The organism is Solidesulfovibrio sp., assembly GCF_029978005.1.
Lineage (GTDB): Bacteria > Desulfobacterota > Desulfovibrionia > Desulfovibrionales > Desulfovibrionaceae > Solidesulfovibrio.
Map to the genome: position 1 here is coordinate 1 of NZ_JARKOZ010000109.1, position 19533 is coordinate 19533.

18 protein-coding genes, 1 tRNA gene and 1 pseudogene are annotated in these 19533 nt (G+C 67.2%); 11 read left to right on the forward strand and 9 right to left on the reverse strand.

Going from position 1 to position 19533, the window contains the following annotated elements; translation table 11 throughout:
* The 6 genes and pseudogenes from Q1K70_RS12470 to Q1K70_RS12495 form a co-directional block, all read right to left on the reverse strand.
* Nucleotides 1-429 (reverse strand): annotated as a pseudogene (locus Q1K70_RS12470) (peptidase-C39 like family protein); the annotation flags it as partial.
* A gap of 240 nt (nucleotides 430-669) precedes the next feature.
* A complete protein-coding gene (gene fliM / locus Q1K70_RS12475; RefSeq protein ID WP_300160003.1) occupies nucleotides 670-1650 on the reverse strand; it encodes a flagellar motor switch protein FliM in 981 nt (326 codons plus the stop codon).
* A gap of 149 nt (nucleotides 1651-1799) precedes the next feature.
* On the reverse strand, nucleotides 1800-2384 hold the full coding sequence (locus Q1K70_RS12480) for an outer membrane beta-barrel protein (protein WP_300160005.1): 585 nt from the start codon (nucleotides 2382-2384) through the stop codon (nucleotides 1800-1802).
* 707 nt (nucleotides 2385-3091) lie between these two features.
* A complete protein-coding gene (gene hypB, locus Q1K70_RS12485) occupies nucleotides 3092-3754 on the reverse strand; it encodes a hydrogenase nickel incorporation protein HypB (RefSeq protein ID WP_300160007.1) in 663 nt (220 codons plus the stop codon).
* A gap of 12 nt (nucleotides 3755-3766) precedes the next feature.
* Entirely contained in the window at nucleotides 3767-4117 is a 351-nt protein-coding gene (locus tag Q1K70_RS12490) for a hydrogenase maturation nickel metallochaperone HypA (protein WP_300160010.1), read from the reverse strand.
* Between the two features lie 89 nt (nucleotides 4118-4206).
* Nucleotides 4207-4893 carry a DUF554 domain-containing protein gene (locus Q1K70_RS12495; RefSeq protein ID WP_300160013.1) on the reverse strand — a complete coding sequence of 229 codons (687 nt, stop codon included), beginning with the start codon at nucleotides 4891-4893 and terminating at the stop codon, nucleotides 4207-4209.
* Between the two features lie 115 nt (nucleotides 4894-5008).
* On the opposite strand from Q1K70_RS12495, the gene Q1K70_RS12500 reads away from it, so the two are divergent.
* Nucleotides 5009-5095 (forward strand) — tRNA-Leu (locus Q1K70_RS12500).
* A 95-nt stretch (nucleotides 5096-5190) separates the two neighbouring features.
* On the opposite strand, the gene Q1K70_RS12505 is transcribed toward Q1K70_RS12500, so the two are convergent.
* Nucleotides 5191-5598: a cupin domain-containing protein gene (locus tag Q1K70_RS12505; RefSeq protein WP_300160016.1), complete on the reverse strand. Its 408-nt coding sequence runs from the start codon at nucleotides 5596-5598 to the stop codon at nucleotides 5191-5193.
* Nucleotides 5599-5824: 226 nt separating this feature from the next.
* Between Q1K70_RS12505 and Q1K70_RS12510 the strand changes: the two genes are divergently transcribed.
* Nucleotides 5825-6451, forward strand: coding sequence for a DUF2238 domain-containing protein (locus Q1K70_RS12510; protein ID WP_300160019.1), 627 nt, complete (start codon nucleotides 5825-5827; stop codon nucleotides 6449-6451).
* A gap of 25 nt (nucleotides 6452-6476) precedes the next feature.
* Here Q1K70_RS12510 and Q1K70_RS12515 read toward each other — a convergent pair whose 3' ends face one another.
* Both Q1K70_RS12515 and Q1K70_RS12520 read right to left on the reverse strand, forming a co-directional pair.
* Complete coding sequence (locus tag Q1K70_RS12515; RefSeq protein ID WP_300160022.1) at nucleotides 6477-6875, reverse strand: hypothetical protein; 399 nt, start codon at nucleotides 6873-6875, stop codon at nucleotides 6477-6479.
* 179 nt (nucleotides 6876-7054) lie between these two features.
* Entirely contained in the window at nucleotides 7055-7855 is an 801-nt protein-coding gene (locus Q1K70_RS12520; protein WP_300160027.1) for a M48 family metallopeptidase, read from the reverse strand.
* 135 nt (nucleotides 7856-7990) lie between these two features.
* Between Q1K70_RS12520 and Q1K70_RS12525 the strand changes: the two genes are divergently transcribed.
* From Q1K70_RS12525 to Q1K70_RS12565, 9 genes are all read left to right on the forward strand, one after another.
* The gene (locus tag Q1K70_RS12525; protein WP_300160030.1) at nucleotides 7991-8875 is read left to right on the forward strand and encodes a formate dehydrogenase accessory protein FdhE; all 885 of its coding nucleotides are present in this window, start codon (nucleotides 7991-7993) and stop codon (nucleotides 8873-8875) included.
* Between the two features lies 1 nt (nucleotide 8876).
* Nucleotides 8877-9587: a formate dehydrogenase accessory sulfurtransferase FdhD gene (locus tag Q1K70_RS12530; protein WP_300160033.1), complete on the forward strand. Its 711-nt coding sequence runs from the start codon at nucleotides 8877-8879 to the stop codon at nucleotides 9585-9587.
* Nucleotides 9584-10195 carry a molybdenum cofactor guanylyltransferase gene (locus tag Q1K70_RS12535; RefSeq protein WP_300160036.1) on the forward strand — a complete coding sequence of 204 codons (612 nt, stop codon included), beginning with the start codon at nucleotides 9584-9586 and terminating at the stop codon, nucleotides 10193-10195. Before Q1K70_RS12530 ends, Q1K70_RS12535 begins: the two co-directional genes overlap by 4 nt.
* Nucleotides 10192-11196, forward strand: a complete 1005-nt coding sequence (gene moaA / locus Q1K70_RS12540; protein WP_300160039.1) for a GTP 3',8-cyclase MoaA — start codon at nucleotides 10192-10194, stop codon at nucleotides 11194-11196. The genes Q1K70_RS12535 and moaA overlap by 4 nt, the downstream gene beginning before the upstream one ends.
* A 14-nt stretch (nucleotides 11197-11210) precedes the next feature.
* Entirely contained in the window at nucleotides 11211-12071 is an 861-nt protein-coding gene (locus Q1K70_RS12545; RefSeq protein ID WP_300160042.1) for an IS1595 family transposase, read from the forward strand.
* 166 nt (nucleotides 12072-12237) lie between these two features.
* Nucleotides 12238-15282, forward strand: coding sequence for a formate dehydrogenase-N subunit alpha (gene fdnG / locus Q1K70_RS12550; protein WP_300160045.1), 3045 nt, complete (start codon nucleotides 12238-12240; stop codon nucleotides 15280-15282).
* Between the two features lie 12 nt (nucleotides 15283-15294).
* Nucleotides 15295-16017, forward strand: a complete 723-nt coding sequence (locus Q1K70_RS12555; RefSeq protein ID WP_300160048.1) for a 4Fe-4S dicluster domain-containing protein — start codon at nucleotides 15295-15297, stop codon at nucleotides 16015-16017.
* 341 nt (nucleotides 16018-16358) lie between these two features.
* Nucleotides 16359-17504 (forward strand): ABC transporter substrate-binding protein, encoded by a 1146-nt coding sequence (locus Q1K70_RS12560; RefSeq protein ID WP_366521701.1) that lies wholly within the window; start codon nucleotides 16359-16361, stop codon nucleotides 17502-17504.
* Nucleotides 17505-17506: 2 nt separating this feature from the next.
* A complete protein-coding gene (locus Q1K70_RS12565) occupies nucleotides 17507-19510 on the forward strand; it encodes an ATP-binding protein (protein WP_300160054.1) in 2004 nt (667 codons plus the stop codon).
* The last annotated feature ends 23 nt before the right edge of the window (nucleotides 19511-19533 follow it).

The window sequence follows — 19533 nt, forward strand, 5'->3', positions numbered from 1 at the left end:
GGCCAGGATGGGCCGATCTCGCTTGAGGATGTCGCGGATGAGCTTGGCGGTGAGGTCCTGAAAGCGGATCTCGCCGCCGAGGCGCAGGAATTCCAACGTGGCCTCGGTGGTGGCCTGCAGGCGCGAGCTGCGCTTGTGGCGGCGCTGGCATTTGAGCTTGTCGGCCAGGTCCACGGCCGGGCCGCCTTCGTCGAACCAAGTGATGTCGAAGACCGTCAGGTCGAAGGTGTAGAGCCTGGCCACGTAGCCGCGGGCGAGGGCGTGGCAGCCGAGCAGGGCGGCCAGGGTGCCGCCGCCGGGCAGGGTGACCGTTTCGGCGATGACCGAGGAAAGCGGCACGTCGTCGCCGTAATAACGGTAGATGGCTTGCAGGCAGGTGGGGCCGCAGGTGGTGTCGTCGGGCTGGGCCTCGATGGGTATGGCGAGCATGGATCGCACGGATTTGGCAACTATCACGGCCCCCGGGGGTTGGCCACGGGCATTTTTTTGTGATTTTACGGATTTGTTCCGTGATGGCAAGTTGTTACCAAAAAGTGGGACCCGATAGGGCAAATCAGGGGAAAAGGCTCTTGGGACGTGAGGATTCCCTTGTATCCCGGGAGGAAAGGCGTCGTGTTCCCGATGCGGTCCAGGCGACCTTGCAAAACCGTCATGAACGCGCCCGCGGGCTTATTCGAAGTGGATTTCCTCTTCCTTGACGATCTGGAAGGCCTTGTTGGACTTGACCAGGCCCGGGATGCCCCGGAACTTGCGCACGCCCTGGATCTCGGCGTCGAGGAGGTCGTCCACGTCGTTGTCGAGCATGATGATGTCGCCGGGCTTGAGGGACAGCAACTGCCGGCCGGTGATCTGGGACCGGCCGAAGCGCACGAGGAGCTCCACCGGCGTTTCCATGAGCCGTTCCTTGAAGCGGGCGATCCAGGCATGGTCCACTTCCAGGCGCTCGGTCTGGAAGGAGGCGTAGAGCTTGGAGCGGATGGGTTCGATGGTGGCGTAGGGCAGGCAGACGATGAGCGAGCCTATGGCGTTTTCGAGCTCCACCTCGAAGGTGACCACCACCACCACGTCGCTTGGCGGCACGATGGCCGCGAACTGGGGGTTGACTTCGCTGCGCACGAGCTCGATGTGCACCTCGTGCACGGGCTGCCAGGATTCCTCCATGTTTTCCAGGGCGATGCGCACCACGCGGTTGATGATGGCCTGCTCGATGGGGGTGAAGTCGCGGCCTTCGATCTTGGGCTGGGAGCCGGCTCCGCCGAAAAAGCTCTCCACCATGGCGAAGACCAGGCGCGAGTCCACCACCAGGATGGCGTTGCCGCGCAGGGGGTCGAGCTTGAAGATGTTGATGGAGGTGGGCACGGGCAGGGAGCGCATGAAGTCGCCGAACTTGGACATGTCGATGGAGATGGGGTTGACGTCGGCGCGCTTGCGCATGGCGTTGGCCATGGCGTTGGAGGCCAGGCGGGCGAAGCGGTCGTTGATGATCTCGAGGACCGGCATGCGGCCGCGGATGATGCGGTCCTGGTTGGACAGGTCGAAGACCACGACCCCGGAGTCGTCCTCCAGGATGTCGGTTTCCGCCTCGATCTCGCCGCCGGAAAGGCCGCGCAGCAGCGCATCGACCTCGTCCTGATCCAGAATCTTGCTCATGTCCCTACCCTTCGGCTTTTCGTTTCAGGACTATAGGGGCGTCGGCGGGAAAAGGGAAGGGGCCCCAAACGGGACCGGCCGCTCGCGGCGGCCGGTCGTGTCCGCGCCGAAGCGCGGGATGTTCCTGGCCGCCGGGGCGGCTGTTGTTCCTAGAAGCTGACGTTGAGGCCCAGGGTGCCGCCGAAGCCGTTGACGCCCTGGTTATTGAACTGGCCGATGTGCAGGTACTTGACCGAGCCCTTGACGCTGAGCTGCTGGGTCAGGGCGTAGGTCGCGCCGAGTTCGCCGTTTTCGGTCACGCTGTTCTCGAAGCCGTTGTAGGGCACCTTGGTGTCGGCCCACAGGCCGCCGAGGCCCGCGCCGACGAAGACCGTGGCCGGCCCGGTGTTGACGAAGTGCCAGCGGGCGTTGAAGTTCCCGCCGATGCCGCTGGCCGGGGACGACTTGGTCCCCACGGTGTAGGCGCTTTCGAACTTCTTGTTCTGGTCCACGTACACGCCCATGCCCTCGGCTTCCACGGCCACGTTGTCGAAGATGAAGTAGGTCAGCGCGCCGCCGTAGGTGTAGATCGAATTGACATGATCGTTGGTCGTTCCGAAGGCGCTGAAGCGCGGTTCGAAACTGAAGCTGCCGGCCGCCAGGGTCTGCTGCGCCATGACCCAGCTGGTCGATGCGGCCAGAACCAGACAGGCGAACCCAAGCGCTACCAGCAGTTTGCGAAATAAAGCATCCATATCCATCTCCCTGTGCGAACGGTTTCAGAAACGACCGGTTCACATCAAATACCGTGCCAAAGTCCTTGGCTGGGCGTTGTCTTGTAACATATTGTATTTGTAGGATAAAATTTGAAGCTGTGTCGCCCGGCCTCATGGATAACCGCGCAAAGTCGTTTGATTTTTTTAAACATTGAAACTGCCGGCAAGGCTGTTCGCATTCGAGAAGCAAGGCGGGGGCGACAGTCGTCTCCAGAGGGGGCGTCGCGCCCGGTCGCGAGCGCGGCAGACAACTGGGGTCCCGTTTCGAGGAGACGGCGTCGTGACGGCCCTTCCGTGGGCGAGGGGCGGACGGCATCCCGAGGACAGCGGATCGTCAGGGCCTTCCCTTCATGGGGTGCGGCGAGACGGGGGAAGGGCGCTCTTCAGGCGGTTGCGCCAGGCCGGACCGGGGAACCGGGCGGGGAATGGCGGACGGGCTGGAAGGAGCTTCACAAGGAACCGCCGCCGGCGACGGCCTTGGGAGGCGTCGCCAGACGGCGAGGGACCGGGCGCGACCGGGCAGGGATTCGTCGCGTCCGCTGCGCGGAGTGGGGGCGGTTGCAGGAGCTTCTTGCCGGCGCGGCCTCCCCTGCCCCGCCAGGAGAGGCCGCGCTAGGACGAAGGGGGGACCGTTTGCTGAGCCGACGCCTCGCATCCCGGGGACGCCGGGCGGGGGGAAAAGGGCATCAGGCCGAGGCGCGCTTGGCGGCCAGGCGCTGCCGCAGCCAGTCATACCAGGCGTCGAGGCCCTCACGGCTGCGGGCCGAGACCGGGAAGACGCTGATGCATTCGTTGAGCACCCGGGCGTGGCGGCTGGCGCGGTCCAGGTCGAAGTCCACGTAGGGGAGCAGGTCCACCTTGTTAAGGACCAGAGCTGCCGAAATATGGAACATCAGCGGATATTTCTCCGGTTTGTCGTCCCCTTCGGCAACGCTTAAAAGCGTGACCTTGAAATCCTCGCCCACGTCGAACTCGGCCGGGCAGACGAGGTTGCCCACGTTTTCGATGAACAGGATGTCCAGGCCCTCGAGGTCGAGGCTTTTTATGGCCTCCTGAACCTGCGAGCTGGTCAGGTGGCAGCCGCCCTCGGTGTTGATCTGCACGGCCTGGGCGCCGGTTGCGGCCACGCGGCGGGCGTCGTTGTCGGTTTGCAGGTCGCCTTCGACCACGGCCATGCGCAGCTCGGGAGCGAGGTCCGTCAGTGTGCGCTCGAGCAGGGTGGTCTTCCCCGCGCCCGGGGAACTCATGAGGTTGAGGACGAGGATGCCCTTCCCCGCGAAAAAGTCCTTGAGGTCGGCGGCGATGCGGGCGTTGGCCTCCAGGATGTTGCGCACCACGGGAATCTGCATGGCAAGCCTCCGCTATTCGAGTTCGAGGTATTCGATGTAGAGTTCCCGTCCGGAAACCACGGCATGGCCGAGTTCCTCGCCGCAGCCCGGGCAGGGGGCGAAGGCCGAGGAGCCTTCGGGGGTGAATTCCCTGGAGCAGGCCCGGCAGCGCAGCACGACCGGGATTTCCTCCAGTTCGAGCCTGGCCCCGGCCAGCCGGGTATCCATGGTCAGGGCCGTGAAGCCCATTTCCAGGGCCTCGGGCACCACGGCCGAGAGCCGGCCGTGCTTGATCTTGACCGTGAGCAGGGTCTTCTTGCCGTGCTTGGCCATCTCGTCCTCGATGAGGGCGATGAGGCTTTGGGCGATGGAGAGTTCGTGCATAGCCGCCTCGGTCTACGGCAAAAAGTCGGCCGCGTAAAGGAAGGGAGGCGGAAAAAGACTGTCGCGCCGCTCGGTTCGCGCCTGCCGTCTCAGCCGAACCAGGGGGCCAGCACCACGGCCACGACCATGGCCGGCAGCAGGTTGGCCACGCGGATCTTGAGCAGTCCCAGCATGTTCAGGCCGATGGCCACGATGAGCAGGCCGCCCACGGCCGTGAGCTGGGTCAGGCGGTCCGGGGTGAAGTAGCCTTGCGCCGTCGCGCCGAGGTAGACGAGCGCCGCCTCGTACAGGGCCACGGGCAGGCAGGAGAGCAGCACGCCGGCCCCGTGGGTGGTGGCCAGGATCAGCGCCACGGAGCCGTCCAGGGCGGCCTTGGCGAAGAGCAGCGTATGGTCGTTTTTGAGGGCCTCGTCGAAGGAGCCGAGGATGGCCATGGTGCCGGTGCAGAAGATGACCGAGGCGGTGACGAGGCCGTCGGTGAAAAGGGCGTTGTCCGAGTGCAGGTGGGCCTTGACGGCGTCTCCGGCCCGGGCCATGAGGCGTTCGATGTCGAGGATTTCGCCGGCCACGGCCCCGGCCAGCATGCTCATGACCACGAGCAGAGGGGCGTTTCCGGTCAGGGCCATCTTGAGGCCGATGAGCAGTATGGACAGTCCCAGGGCGTGGAACATGGTGGCGCGCACGCGGTCCGGGAAGCGTCCGTGCAGGGCCAGCCCGAGCAGGCCGCCGGCGACGATGGCCGCGCCGTTGACCAGCGGACCGATGGGGAGGATCATGGCAGAACTCCTTGCCCGCGACGGGCAGGGGAGGGGCTACCAGTTCCGCTCTCCGGGCACAAGGGTAAAACCGTTTGACATTATCTCCTGCTTTCGGTTATTTTTACTAATTCAGGCCGGGATGGCGGAATTGGTAGACGCAGTGGACTCAAAATCCACCGACCGCAAGGTTGTGGGGGTTCAAATCCCCCTCCCGGTACCAGGATGCTAGTGAAGCGGGTTGCCGTATGGTTGCGGCAACCCGTTTTTCGTTCCCTGGCCCCGGCATGGCTCGGGGAAGTGCGGCGCAAACCCCGCTTATTCGACTTCCGCCAGATACTCCGCCTCGCCGACCGGCTCCAGCCACGCGGCAGTGCTGCCGTCGAGGGCCTCCTGGACCGCGACGTGCGCCATGGCCGTGGTCGGCGACGCACCGTGCCAGTGCCGTTCGCCGGGCGCGATCCTGACGACGTCCCCCGGGCGGATGGCCTCGGCCGGGCCGCCCGAGCGCTGCACGCGGCCGCAGCCCGCCGTGACGAAAAGGGTCTGCCCCAGCGGATGGATGTGCCACCGCGTGCGCGCGCCGGGTTCGAAGGTCACGACGCTGCTCGTGACGCGCGACGGGGAAAGGGGTTCGGAAAACAGCGGGTCGATGCGCACCGCGCCGGTGTAACGCTCGTCCGTGCCGACGACGGAGGCCTGGCTGCCGGCCTTCCTGATTTCCATGTCCATGCTCCCGTTGGGGTTGCGGTCCCTTGATTCCCATGCCTTTCACATTCGCACCCGAGAGGCAAGCCCATGCAAGCGGACGCGCCCGGCAAGCGGCAGACTTGCCGGATCGGCCGGAAGTCCAGTCGCGCGACGCCCATGACGCCGGCCTGGAAATGGGCTAGCCTCGTTTCACCCGGCGACGCGGCCAGCCGCAACGAGGGCCGCCAGGAGGATATCCGCCATGGAACAGCGCCCGCGCGGCCGCTTTCCGGTCGTATTGGCCGCGATCTTCGTCCTTTTCTTCGCCTGGCTCGCCGTCGAACCCGCTTCCCGGACGGTATGGTGGGCCGAGAACATCCCGGTCATGGCCGTCTTTGCGCTGCTGGCCGCAACCGCCCGCCGCTTCCGCTTCAGCGACCTGGCCTACGCCCTCATGGCGGTGTGGCTGTTCCTGCACGCCATAGGCGGCCACTACACCTTCGCCAACGTGCCTTTCGGCTTCGTGACGGACCTCTTCGGCTTTTCGCGCAACCATTTCGACCGGGTGGCCCATTTTTCCGTGGGGTTCTACGCCTATGCCCTGGCCGAGCTGCTCATCCGCAAGAGGTGGGCCCATCCCGTGGCGGCCGTGCTCTTCGGCCTGACCTCCATCATGGCCGTGGCCTGCGCCTACGAGATCATCGAATGGGCCTATGCCGTGCTGGAAGGCGGCGATGCCGGCGTGGAATTCTTGGGCAGCCAGGGCGACGTCTGGGACGCCCAGAAGGACATGCTGGCCGACACCCTCGGCGCGGTGTTCGCCTTGCTGTTCTTCCGCTTCGGTCCGGGCTGGCCGGCCGGGGGGCGGCCCTTGCCGCCGGCCGCCTGAGCCGGGCCATGGCCGCCAGGCGTCCTCAGACCGGGTCGAACCCCTGGCGCAAGTAATGGCGGCGAAGCAACCGGGCGGCGAAAAAGGGATAGACGAGCCAGGCCAGTCCGGCCGTGAGCACGACCGCGAAAATGCCCATGAAGGCATGGAACCAGGCCCCGCGCCAGGCGAAATAGAGCGGTCCGAAGAGCAGCGCCCACAGCCAGGCGCGCTCGAAGCGCACGACGTGCCCCGTGGATGGATCGACGAAGGCCTGGGCCGTATGGACGCCGCGAAGCGGCCCCGCGGCCGAGGGGCGGGCGGGACGGGAAGGCCGCGCCGCAAAGGGCAGCGAACAGACCGGACAGCGGGACATGCCCTCGATGTCGCGGGCGCTGAAGACCACGCCGCAGCCGGGGCAACGGGAGACGGTTTCGGCGGACATGGCGGTTCTCCTTGTCGCCTGCCTCAAAACGTCGAAGGGGCGGACTCGAGAGAATCCCTGGGTCGTCGCCGCGCCGGGCCGTTCGGGCCGGGTCTGGCGCGCCGGTGCTTTCGCGCGAACGTTACCCCGCCCGGAAAAGCATGGCAATGCCGCCGTGTTTGCGGCGAGGGCGTCGAGTCTCAGGGCCGCAGGGGAGCCGCTTCCCGGGCCTTTTGCCGGGTGGCCCGGATCTCCCGGATGTCCCGGCGGATGCGCTCCAGGCGCTTTTCGTCCGTGGGGTGTGTGGACAGGAAGGCGGAAAGCGGCTTGGGCGCGTCGGCCCGGCGCATGTTCTCCCAGAAGCGCGCCGCCCCCTCCATGTCGCAGCCGGCCTTGTCCATGAGGCGCAGGCCGATGGCGTCGGCCTCGTACTCCTGCTTGCGGCCGTAGGGGAGGACAAGCCCGAGGTTCGTGCCGTAGCCCCAGATGCGGGAGGCGATCTCGGCCAGGCGCGGGTCCTCGTCGCCAAGGGCCAGGGCGACGAGCGCCCCGCCCAGCTGCGCCCCGAGTTCGAGGGTGGCCCGTTCGGCCCCGTGTCGGGCCAGGGCGTGGGCCACTTCGTGGGCCATGACCGCGGCCAGCTCGTCCTCGTCGCGGGCCACCCTCAGGATGCCGCTGTAGACGAAGATCTTGCCGCCGGGCAGGCAGAAGGCGTTGGCCACGCGGTCGTCGTCGATGACGTGAAACTCCCAGTCCATGTCCGGGGCGTCGCTGGCCGCGGCGATGCGCCGGCCCACGCGCGAGACCGCTGCGACGAGCTTCGGGTCGTCGGCCAGGCGCACCGTGCGCAGGATCTCCCGGGCCGCCCGCGCGCCCATGGCCCGTTCCTGGTTTTGGGGAATAACGATGACCTGCTTGCGCTCGGTGTAGGGAACCGTGTCGCAGGCCGAAAGGACGGCCAGCCACGTCGCCAGGAGAAGGAGAAGGATGCGGCAAGCCATGGGATCGCCCATACCCCGAAGGCACGCCGTGCGCCAGGGGTCGGGCCGCCCCTTGCCATTCCCCGCCCCGTCGCCATAATGTCACCGTGAGCCCGGCGACGCTTCAGTTTCCGGCCGGGCCGACAAGGAGAACGCATGCCCTTCGATCATGCCGCCGCCAGCCGGCTGCTGGAGAAGAAACTCGCCGACATCGCGCGCGGCACCGTGCTGCCCGCGCCCATGCTGGCTCTCGTCGCGGCCACGGCCCGGGCGCAACTCGAAGCCCGGGCCGCCGAAACGGTCGCGATCGACGCCTCGGACCTGGAAGACGTCGAGCGGGTGCTGCGCGGCGCGCCCATGCTGCCCCGCCACGTCTTTCCCCTGGACACGGGCCGGGCCACGGCCCTGTTCGACCGCTTGTCGCGGCTGGTCACGGAAAGCGAACCGCATCTGGCCGAGGCCATGGCCGCGATCCGCGCCGAACGCGAAGCCGGTTCCCTGGACATGGATACGGCCTTTGCGCGCTTCATGGAAGGCGACGACGCCTTTTTCGCCGCCTGCGGCCAAAAGACGCCCAGCGCGCCGCGCCTGCTCGGGTTCCTCGTCCAGGCCGCCCTGACGCCGTCTCTGGCCGCCGTGGCCGAGGCCGCCTACGCCCATTTCCCCGAGGACCGCACCTGGAACTTCGGCCAGTGTCCGGTCTGCGCCAGCCCGCCGCTCATGGCCCGACTGGTGGGCAAGGTCGGGGCCCGGCATCTGACCTGCTCCTTTTGCCAGCTGGAATACCGGGCCAAGCGGCTCATGTGTCCCTACTGCGGCGAGGAGGACCACAAGCTCCTCGAGGTTTTCACCGCCCCGGACGTGCCCGGCTACGCCGTCAACGTGTGCCTGCGCTGCAAGAGCTACATCAAGACCGCCGACTTCCGGGAGCTGGACCGGCCGAGCCTGCCGATCCTCGACGACCTGGAGTCCCTGACCCTGGACCTGGCCGCCCGCGACCAGGGCTACACGCGTCCGGTGCTGTCGGCCTGGGGGTTTTGACATGGACGCCGCAATCACCCGCGAAGTCGCCTGCCGGCGTTTCAAAAACGGCGTCATGGCGCCGTTTGCCGACGAAGTGGCGGTGGAGATACGCGTGCGTCTGCGCCTCGAGGGCCACGGCGAACGGGAGCTTTTTTCCGCGCCCATCGACCCCGAGGGCCTGGCGATCGGCCACGCCGCCCTGGACATGCTGCCGCCGGGGCTCGTGCCCGTGGCGCGCGGCAGCGAGGGCCTGTCCTTCGATCTCGGCGTCGCGCCGGACGCCCGCCCGCCCGCCGATCCGGCCCTGCCGGGGCCGATCGCCGCGCCGCGCCTGCTTGGGCTCGTCACGCGCTTCATCGGCGCGCCGGGGCTCTGGGACGACACCGGCTGCTTCCACCGGGCCGGGCTCTACGATCCGCGCCGGGACGATTTCCTGGTCAGGGCCGAGGACATCGGCCGCCACAACTGCCTGGACCGGCTGGCCGGCTTCGGTGTCCGGCAGGGCGTCGTCCTGCCGGAGCTCGTGCTCTTCCTGTCCTGCCGGGTCACGGCCTCCATGATGGGCAAGGCCCTGCGGGCCGGGTTTCGCATGGTCGTCAGCCGCTCGGCCGTGACCGGCGCGGCCGTGGACGCGGCCGCGGCCGCGGACGTCACCCTGGTCGGCTTCGCCCGCGACGCCGAATCGCGCTTCACGGTCTTCACCGACGCCGCCGGGAGGGTGGCGGCGTGAACGCGGCCGGGGAGACGCCTCTGGGACTTATCCTGGCCGGCGGCAAATCGAGCCGCATGGGCCGGGACAAGGCCTGGCTCTCCTTTTTCGGCCAGCCGATGTTCACCCGCGTGGCTTCGGTGGTGCGAAACGTCGTCGGGGAGCTTTTCGTCTCGGGCCGCGACCCGACCCCCTTCGGCGTCGAGGCCCCCTGGCTGCCCGACGTCCTGTCCGACCAGGGGCCGGCCGGGGGCGTGCTCACGGTGCTCGAGGCCACGGGCCGGTCGTGCCTCACGGTCTCCTGCGACCTGCCGTTTCTCGACGAGCCGACCCTGGAACGGCTGGTGGCCGCCTGGCGCGCCCGGCCGGACGGAGCGCTCATGACCGCCTACCGCATCATCGACACGGGCTACGTCGAGTCGCTGGTCGCCGTTTACGACCCCGCCGGCGCGCCGATCCTGCGCCGCTGCCTGGCCCTGGGCCAGCGTCGGCTCTCGGCCATCTTTCCCGAGGAGTTGCGTTGCCACGTCGATTACGACAAAAGCGACCGGAACGTGGCGCGGGCCTTTTTCAACGTCAATTCGCCGCCGGACCTCACGCTGGCCCGGGGCATGGAGGCCGGGGCATGACGGACGTGAAGACGCGTCTTCGCGACGGACGGGGCAGGGAGGTCAGCTATCTGCGCCTTTCGGTCACCGACCGCTGCAACCTCTCCTGCATGTACTGCCGGTCCAGGGGCAAGGTGCCGTTCATTCCCCACCCGGACATCCTGCGCTACGAGGAGATGCTCGATCTCGTTTCGCTGGCGCGCGAACTCGGCATCACCAAGGTCCGCCTGACCGGCGGCGAACCCTTCGCCCGGCGCGATCTCATGGGCTTCATCGAAGCCCTCATGGGCCGCCACCCGGGCCTGGACCTGCGCCTGACCACCAACGCCACCCTGCTGGCCGGCAAGCCGGCCGCCCTGGCGGGCCTCGGCGTTTCGGCCGTCAACATCTCCTGCGACACCCTGGACCGGGAGAAGTTCGCCCGCATCACGGGCAGCGACCGCCTGGACGCGGTGCGCCGGGCCATCGACGAGAGCCTGGCCGCCGGGCTTCGGGTCAAGGTCAACGCCGTGGCCCTTCGCGGCATCAACACCGACGAGATCCCCGATTTCGTGAGACTGGCCACGAGCTTCCCCGTCGACGTGCGCTTCATCGAATTCATGCCCATGGGCGACGGCAACCTCTGGAAGCCTGAGAACTACATCTCCGCCCAGGACGTCCTGGAACTGGCCCGGCGATGCGCCGCGCTTTCGCCCGAAACGAACCCCCACGAGACAGGCGGGCCGGCCCGGATGCACCGCATCGAAGGCGGCCTTGGCCGCTTCGGCGTCATTTCGCCCTTAAGCGAGCATTTCTGCGATTCCTGCAATCGCCTGCGCATCACCGCCGACGGCAAGCTGCGCACCTGCCTTTTTTCCGAGCGGGAGTTCAAGCTGCGCTCCCTGCTGCGAAACCCCAAGCTCGGCCTGCCCTACGTGCGGCGGGTGATCGGCCTGGCCCTTCGCGACAAGCCCCTGGGGTATGAAGTCCTGAACCCCGGCTCGGTTCCCGAGGCCCGGGACATGTCCGCCATCGGCGGCTGATCCCGTCGCCGGCCATGGCCCTGGACGTCAGGCGACTCGCCAAGACCGACGCGGCCGCGCGCAAGGGTTTCGAACGGCAGTGCTGGCCCGGCGGGCGCACCCCCTGTCCGCGCTGCGGCCAGGAAAAGGCCTACGCCCTGGCAGAGGGCCGGGTGCGCTGCGCCTCGTGCCGTTACACCTTCCACGTCCTGACCGGCCGCTTCGCCGGCCTGGCCGGGCTGAGTCCCCGGCAGTGGCTGCGTCTGCTCGACCTTTTCGCCGCCGAGGAGACGGCCCACGCCATGGCCGCCGCCCTGGGCGTGGCCTACAACACCGCCTACAAGGCCGCCACGCTCATTCGCCTGGCCATCCTGGCCGGCAGCTTCGACGGCCTGGTCATCCTGCGCGGCCCCCTGGGGCGTGAGCTGGGCTTTTCCGGCAAAACCCTGCGCCCCGTGTCCGCCGACGCGCCCCTGGCCCGGGTGCCGGTCTTCGGCATCCTGGAGCGGGGCGACATGGTCTTCGTGGACTATCTGCCCGACATGACCCCCGAGGACATCCTGCACTTCAACCTGCACTTCTCCCTGCCGCTCTCCCGCCTGGGGGCCATCGTCTTTTCCGACCGCTACCAGCGCTACCAGACGCTCGTGACCTGCGGCGCGGAGGTGCTTACCCGCCGGTTCGTGGAGGTGGCGGGCCGGATTCCGGCCGTGGCGCCGCGCCAGGAAGGCTTCTGGCCCTACGCCCGTGACCGGCTGGTGCGCTTCCACGGGGTCACGGCCCGGAGATTTCCGCTCTATCTCAAGGAGCTGGAATTTCGCTACAACAACCGTAATGTCGATATCCTGCCGATTTTGCTCTCGAATATCTGCGCCTTCGTGCCAAATCTTGAGTAATTCTTTTTGTTTTGACCGCGACCCACCCGTTTTTTAGGTAATGAGTGACTCTCATTGCGGAAGTCTATGTTATTTTTAACTTATGTCTGTAAAGACATAAGAAACGGCGGGCCCTTCCGGTGCCTGGAAGGGCAAGCGGCACGCCATGCGGCGAAGGAGACGGATCATGGAATGGAACCGGCGGGAGTTCCTGAAAATCGCGGGCGCGACAACGGCCGTGGCCGCGTTCGGCGGGCTCGGCTTCGACTTGCGCTCGGCCCAGGCCCAGGCGCTGGAGCAGGCCGACAAGCTCAAATTCACCAAGCAGACCACTTCGGTGTGCTGCTACTGCTCGGTCGGCTGCGGCCTGATCGCCAGTACGGACAAGAACGGCGAGGGCAAGGTGGTCAACATCGAGGGCGATCCGGACCATCCCATCAGCGAAGGGTCCCTTTGCCCCAAGGGCGCGTCCCACTTCCAGCTCGGGAAGAACGACCGCCGCATCTATAAAGTGCTCTACCGCGCCCCCTACGCCGAGAATTGGGAAGAGAAGAGCTGGGACTGGGCGCTCGACCGCATCGCCCGCAAGGTCAAGGACGCCCGCGACGCGAGCTTTACGACCAAGGACGCCAAGGGACGCACGGTCAACCGCTGCGAGGGCGTCGCCTCGGTCGGCTCGGCGGCCATGGACAACGAGGAATGCTGGATCTACCAGGCCATGCTCCGGGCCATGGGATTGACATACATCGAGCACCAGGCCCGTATCTGACACAGCGCCACTGTAGCGGCTCTGGCAGAGTCGTTCGGACGCGGGGCGATGACGAACCACTGGATCGACATCGCCAATGCTGATTGCATCCTGATCATGGGCAGCAACGCTGCCGAGAACCATCCCATCTCGTTCAAGTGGGCGCTTCGGGCCAAGGACAAGGGCGCCACGATCATCCACGTCGACCCGCGCTACACGCGCACCTCTGCCCACGCCGACGTCTTCGCCCGGTTGCGCTCGGGCTCGGACATCGCCTTCCTGGGCGGCATGATCCGGTACATCCTGGCCAACAATTTGTATTTCAAGGACTACGTCGTCAACTACACCAACGCCTCGTTCATCGTCGGCGACGCCTACGACTTCAAGGACGGCCTGTTCTCCGGCTACGACGCCGCCAAGAAGGCCTACGACAAGTCGAGCTGGAACTTCGTCAAGGACGAGAACGGGATCATCAAGAAAGATCCGACCCTGCGCGATCCCCGCTGCGTGTTCCAGCTCATGCGCAAGCACTACGACCGCTACACCATGCAGGCGGTCTCCGAGATCAGCGGCACGCCCGAGGCCGACCTGCAGCTGGTCTACCAGAGCTACGCCGCCACGGGCAAACCGGAAAAGTCCGGCACCATGCTCTACGCCATGGGCCAGACCCAGCACACGGTCGGCGTGCAGAACATCCGGGCCATGTCCATCGTCCAGCTGCTCCTCGGCAACATGGGCGTGGCCGGCGGCGGCATCAACGCCCTGCGCGGCGAGGCCAACGTCCAGGGGTCCACGGACCAGGGCCTGCTCTTCCACATCCTGCCCGGCTACATCCCCACCCCGTCGGCGGCCATGCAGACCCTGGCCGAGTACAACGAGAAGAACACCCCGGCCACCAAGGACCCGCAAAGCGCCAACTGGTGGGGCAACCGGCCCAAGTACATGGCCAGCTTCATCAAGTCCCTGTATCCGGAGCAGGACCTGGAAACCGGCTACGGCTACCTGCCCAAGCTCGAGCCGGGCAAAGACTACTCGTGGCTCACGCTCTTCGACGTCATGCTCAAGGGCGCGTTCAAGGGCTTCTTCGCCTGGGGCCAGAACCCGGCCGCCAGCACGGCCAACGCCAACAAGACGCGCGAGGCCATGACCAAGCTCGACTGGATGGTCACGGTCAACATGTTCGAGACCGAGACCGGCTCCTTCTGGAAGGGACCGGGCATGGATCCGAAGAAGGTCAAGACCGAGGTCTTCTTCCTGCCTTGCGCCGTGTCCTTTGAAAAGGAAGGTTCCATCTCCAATTCCGGCCGCTGGATGCAGTGGCGCTACGCCGCCCAGAAGCCTTCGGGCGACACCAAGCCCGACGGCGACATCATCTACGAGCTGTTCGAGAAGATCCGGGCCCTCTACGCCAAGGAGGGCGGGGCCTACCCCGATCCCATCAGGAACCTCGACTGGGACGTGGCCACCCACCACGCCTTCGATCCGCACAAGGTGGCCAAGCGCATCAACGGCGTCTTCCTCAAGGAAAAGACGCTCAAGGTCGGCGACGCGGATAAGACCTTCAAACCCGGCGACCCGGTGCCGGCCTTCGCCCTGCTCCAGACCGACGGCTCCACCTCGTCCGGCACCTGGGTCTACTGCGGCTCCTATACCGACAAGAACATGGCCGCCCGACGCGACAAGACGCAGACGCCCATGCAGGCCAAGATCGGCCTGTATCCCGGCTGGAGCTGGTGCTGGCCCGTCAACCGGCGCATCCTCTACAACCGCGCCTCGGTCGACCCCCAGGGCAAGCCCTACCAGCCGCAGAAGCCGGTCATCGAATGGGTGGACGGCAAGTGGGCGGGCGATGTGCCCGACGGCCCCTGGCCGCCCATGGCCGACACGAAAGCCGGCAAGTACCCCTTCATCATGACCACCGAGGGCATGGGCCTGCTCTTCGGACCGGGCCGCAACGACGGCCCCTTCCCGGAGCACTACGAGCCCCTGGAGTGCCCCGTGGGCGAGCATCCCTTCTCCAAGCAGCTCAGCAACCCCACGGCGCTCAAGTTCGAGGGCGCGACCGAAGTGCACGCCACCTGCGATCCCCGTTACCCCTTCGTGTGCTCCACCTACCGGGTGACCGAGCACTGGCAGACCGGCGTCATGACCCGCAATTCGCCCTGGCTGCTCGAGGCCGAGCCGCAGATGTTCTGCGAGATGAGTCCCGAGCTGGCCGAGATGCGCGGCATCAAAAACGGCGACAAGGTCATCATGGAAAGCACGCGCGGATCGCTGTGGGCCAAGGCCATCGTCACCGAGCGCGTCAAACCCTTCACGGTCATGGGCCACACCGTGCACCAGGTCGGCATCCCCTGGCACTACGGCTGGACCTGGCCCAAGCAGGGCGGCGATTCGGCCAACATCCTGTGTCCGTCCGTCGGCGATCCCAACACGGGCATCCCCGAGACCAAGGCCTTCATGGTCAACGTGAAAAAGGCCTAAAGGAGCGATGCCATGAGCGGAAAGACCTTCTTCGTGGATCTGTCCCGCTGCACCGGCTGCCGGGGCTGCCAGGTAGCCTGCAAGCAGTGGAAGAACAAGCCCGTGGAGCCGACGGAAAACACCGGCTCCCACCAGAACCCGCCCGACCTGTCCTGGCAGACGCTCAAGGTCGTGCGCTTCACCGAAACCACCATCGACGGGAAGTTCCATTGGCTGTTCTTCCCGGACCAGTGCCGCCATTGCCTCGACGCGCCCTGCAAGATGGTGGGCGATTCGGAGGTCCCGGAGGCCATCGTCCAGGACCCGGCCACGGGCGCGGTGGTCTTCACCGACAAGTGCAAGGGGCTCAACGCCGCCGCCGTGCGCGAGGGCTGCCCCTACGACATCCCGCGCGTGGATGCGGCCACCAAGCTCATGTACAAGTGCGACATGTGCAACGACCGGGTCCATGCCGGCCTGCTGCCGTCGTGCGTCAAGACCTGCCCCACGGGCACCATGAACTTCGGCGACCGCGACGAGATGCTGGCCATGGCCAAGGAACGCCTGGCCAGGATCAAGCCGACCCATCCCAAGGCCGAGCTCGTGGACGCGTCCTCGGTGCGCTGCGTCTTTTTGTGTCCGCAGCCGCCGAGCGCCTACTACAAGTACGTCCAGTTCGGCGACGCCGCGCCGCCGCTGCTGACGCGAAAGGCCCTTTTCGCCAAGGTGCTGCGTCCGCTGCGCGCCTTTGGCTAGGCCGAGGCCCTGAAGGCGCGACGGCGCCTCCGGGGAGAAACGCGACTCCAAGGTTGTCCCCGGCCTGCGCCCAGGCGGAGGCCGGGGGCGCGACGCGCCGTCATCGCCGCATCGCCGGCCGGCGCGTGTTCCCACGGTCCGTTTCGGGAGGCCGCTGCCACGGCCTCCCGGACCGGCCGGTTGCCGCCGGTCACGGTTGACCGGAAAAACCGATCTGGTATGCCCCCGCCATGACAGCATGCCTGCCGCGATCCCGGGTCTGGTCGGCCCTCGTCCCCGTCCTTCTGGTTCTTCTTGCGTCCTGTTCGCGCTCCCCGACGCCGGAGGAGCTGGCCGCGCGCGTGCCCGGCGTCACCGACGACCAGGTGCTGGTTGGCTCGTCCCTGCCCCTGACCGGCCACGCCAGCTACCTCGGCCGCCAGACGCTCTTCGGAGCGCTGTCCTACATCAACGCCGTCAACGACGCCGGCGGGGTGGCCGGACGGCGCGTCAAGGTCCTGGCCCTGGACGACGGCTACGACCCGCCGCGCTGCGTGGCCAACACCCAGCGCCTGATCGTCGACGACCGGGTCTTTTGCCTCTTTAGCTACGTGGGCACCCCGACCACGGCCAAGATCGTGCCGCTTCTGGAAGAGGCCAGGGTGCCGCTGGTCGGCAGCTTCACCGGGGCCGACGTCCTGCGCACGCCCTTTCGCCGCGTCATCGTCAACATCCGTCCCTCCTACTACCAGGAGACCGCCGCCGCCGTGGACCACATGGTGGGTGACCTCGGCCTCGACCGGGTGGCAGTCTTCTACCAGTACGACGCCTACGGCTTCGACGGGCTGCGGGGCACGGAGATGGCGCTCAAGTCCCACGGCCTGGCTCCGGTGGCCCGGGGCTCCTATATCCGGGGAACCATGGAGGTGGAGGAGGGGCTCTCGCGCATCCTGGAGGCCGACCCCAAGGCCATCGTCATGATCGGCACTTCGGGGCCCTGCGCCAAGGCCATCCGGTTCGCCCGGGAGCGGGGCTACAAGGGCCTTTTCTACGCCGTCTCCTTCGTGGGGGCCGACGAGATGGCCCGCATCCTCGGACCCGACGACGACACGCCCCTTTTGATGTCCCAGGTGGTGCCGCCGCCCGGGCTGCCCGAGACCGGGGGGCTTCTTTCCGGCGTGGTGGAGTACGCCCGCCTGCTCGGACGCTACTATCCCGACGAACGGCCCAACCTGGTCGGCCTGGAGGGCTTCATCAACGCCAGGGTGCTGGTGGAGGGACTGCGCCGGGCCGGCCGCGACCTCACCCGCGAGCGCTTTCTGGACGCCATCGAGTCCATCCAGGATTTTTCCGTGGGCATCGCCAGCCCCGTGAGCTTTTCCAGGGATCGGCACCAGGGCCTGGAGCGGGTCTATTTCACGCGCCTGGAGCGGGGCGTCTTCAAGCTGGTGACGGACTGGGCGAGCGTGCGCGCCGGACTCGACGCCGCGGTCGGGGAGGGCAAGTAGGCATGTTCGCCCACCGGCGGGTCAGCCTCAAGCTCAAGATGTTCGGCGGGGCCATGGCCGTGGTGCTGCTCGTCAGCGCGGTCATCGCGCTGCTCGCCCGCTGGATTCTCGTCACGAGCCTCAACAGGGAGCTTGAGCAACGCGGCGTGGCCATCGGCCAGAGCCTGTCCGAGCGGGCCAGCGGATTCATCCTGGACAAGGACCGGGCCAACCTGGTGAGCCTGGTCTTCGACGCCGCCCAGCTCGGCGAGCGCCGCATCCTCGTATCCTACATCTTCATTGTGGACACCGAAGGCCGTGTCCTGGCCAACACCTTCATCCGTCCCTTTCCCAAGGATTTGCTGCGCGTCAATCCCGTGCCCGACGGCGCGGAATCGAGCATCCGGCTGGTCGATTTCGAGGGGGGGCAGGCCATCGACATCGCCGTGCCCGTGCGCGAGGGCATCTACACCCTGGGCGCGGTCCACGTGGGTCTGTCCAAGAGCCACATCGACTCCCTGGTGGGGACGCTGCGCACCACGTTTCTGGGATTTATCGCCGCCGTGACCGTGGTCATGTTCCTCATCGTGCTGCGCCTGTCCAACGCCGTGGCCCGGCCCATCACCCGCCTGACCCAGGCCGCCGACGCCGTGAGCCGGGGAAGCCTGGAGGAGCCGGCGGCCCTGCTCGGGCTTCGCGACACGGCGCCCCGGGACTGCCCGGCCTACGCCGACACCGACCTGCCCTGCTGGCACTTCGACCAGAGCCGGGGCGACCTCCTGGCCGGAAGCCTGGACAACGCCCCCACCTGCCGCGAGTGCCGCTTCTACCGCAAGGGCGGCGGCGGCGACGAGGTGGCCCAGCTGGCGGAATCCTTCGGCAACATGATCTGGAGCATCCGGCTCTACCGCCGCCGGCTGCGCGAGTCCGAGGAGAAGTACCGTTCGCTTTTCGACAGCAACCCCGATCCGGTCCTGGTCGTGGACGTCGCGAGCGGCCGCGTCCTCGACGCCAACTCCCAGGCCGAGGACGCCTACGGCTACGCCCGCAAGGAACTCCTGGACCGCTTCGTCGGCGACCTGGAGCCCGACGCCGGCGCAAGCGGCGTGGCCGCCTATCTCGCCGATCGCGACGCCCCGGACCGGGTGCTTTTCCCCAAGCAGCGCCACGTGAAAAAGGGCGGCGAACCCATCTACGTCAACCTCCACGCCTGCCGCATCGCCTACCGGGGCCGCGACGCGGTCATCGTCTCGGCCACCGACGTCACCGAACTCGTGGAGAAAGACGCCCAGCTCATCCAGGCAAGCAAGATGAAGACGCTCGGCGAAATGTCCGCCGGCATCGCCCACGAGCTCAACCAGCCCCTCAACGCCATCAAGATGGGCAGCGACTACCTGCGTCTGCTCGTCGAGTCCGGCCGCCAACCCCCGGCCGCGGACCTGGATTCCGTCTCCGCCCAGATCAGCGAACAGGTGGACCGGGCGGCGGCGATCATCGCCCACTTGCGCGATTTTGGCCGCAAATCCCAGCCTTATCTGGAAAACGTGGACATCAACGACCCCATCCAGGGCGTGTTCGCCATCATCGGCCACGAACTTTCCCTTCAGGGGATAGCCGTGTCCCTGGATCTCGGCCAGGTCGCGGCCATCAAAGCCCACGCCAACCGGCTGGAGCAGGTGTTTTTCAACCTCGTGGTCAACGCCCGGGACGCCCTGGCGGGCCAGGGCCGGCCCGAGAGCGCCGCGTCCCGGACCATCGCCATCGCCACGCGCATGGAGGACGGCCGCGTGGCGGCCACCGTGGCCGACAACGGCAGCGGCATTCCGGAAAACGTGCGGCACAAGATCTTCGAGCCCTTCTTCACCACCAAGCAGACCGGTCAGGGCATGGGGCTCGGGCTGGCCATCAGCTACGGCATCGTCAAGGATTACGGCGGCGACATTCTCGTCACGGAAACGCCCGGCGGCGGCTGCACCTTCCGGCTGACCTTTCCCGCGGCCCGCGATCCGGGCGCGCACGGGGCTTGACGTTTCCCCCGGCAGGCGGCCAC

Coding starts and splice junctions, on each gene's coding strand:
- fliM (WP_300160003.1), bottom strand. CDS start 1,650: ATGAGCAAGATTCTGGATCAGGACGAGGTCGATGCGCTGCTGCGCGGC.
- Q1K70_RS12480 (WP_300160005.1), bottom strand. CDS start 2,384: ATGGATGCTTTATTTCGCAAACTGCTGGTAGCGCTTGGGTTCGCCTGT.
- hypB (WP_300160007.1), bottom strand. CDS start 3,754: ATGCAGATTCCCGTGGTGCGCAACATCCTGGAGGCCAACGCCCGCATC.
- Q1K70_RS12490 (WP_300160010.1), bottom strand. CDS start 4,117: ATGCACGAACTCTCCATCGCCCAAAGCCTCATCGCCCTCATCGAGGAC.
- Q1K70_RS12495 (WP_300160013.1), bottom strand. CDS start 4,893: ATGATCCTCCCCATCGGTCCGCTGGTCAACGGCGCGGCCATCGTCGCC.
- Q1K70_RS12505 (WP_300160016.1), bottom strand. CDS start 5,598: ATGGAAATCAGGAAGGCCGGCAGCCAGGCCTCCGTCGTCGGCACGGAC.
- Q1K70_RS12510 (WP_300160019.1), top strand. CDS start 5,825: ATGGAACAGCGCCCGCGCGGCCGCTTTCCGGTCGTATTGGCCGCGATC.
- Q1K70_RS12515 (WP_300160022.1), bottom strand. CDS start 6,875: ATGTCCGCCGAAACCGTCTCCCGTTGCCCCGGCTGCGGCGTGGTCTTC.
- Q1K70_RS12520 (WP_300160027.1), bottom strand. CDS start 7,855: ATGGCTTGCCGCATCCTTCTCCTTCTCCTGGCGACGTGGCTGGCCGTC.
- Q1K70_RS12525 (WP_300160030.1), top strand. CDS start 7,991: ATGCCCTTCGATCATGCCGCCGCCAGCCGGCTGCTGGAGAAGAAACTC.
- Q1K70_RS12530 (WP_300160033.1), top strand. CDS start 8,877: ATGGACGCCGCAATCACCCGCGAAGTCGCCTGCCGGCGTTTCAAAAAC.
- moaA (WP_300160039.1), top strand. CDS start 10,192: ATGACGGACGTGAAGACGCGTCTTCGCGACGGACGGGGCAGGGAGGTC.
- Q1K70_RS12545 (WP_300160042.1), top strand. CDS start 11,211: ATGGCCCTGGACGTCAGGCGACTCGCCAAGACCGACGCGGCCGCGCGC.
- Q1K70_RS12555 (WP_300160048.1), top strand. CDS start 15,295: ATGAGCGGAAAGACCTTCTTCGTGGATCTGTCCCGCTGCACCGGCTGC.
- Q1K70_RS12565 (WP_300160054.1), top strand. CDS start 17,507: ATGTTCGCCCACCGGCGGGTCAGCCTCAAGCTCAAGATGTTCGGCGGG.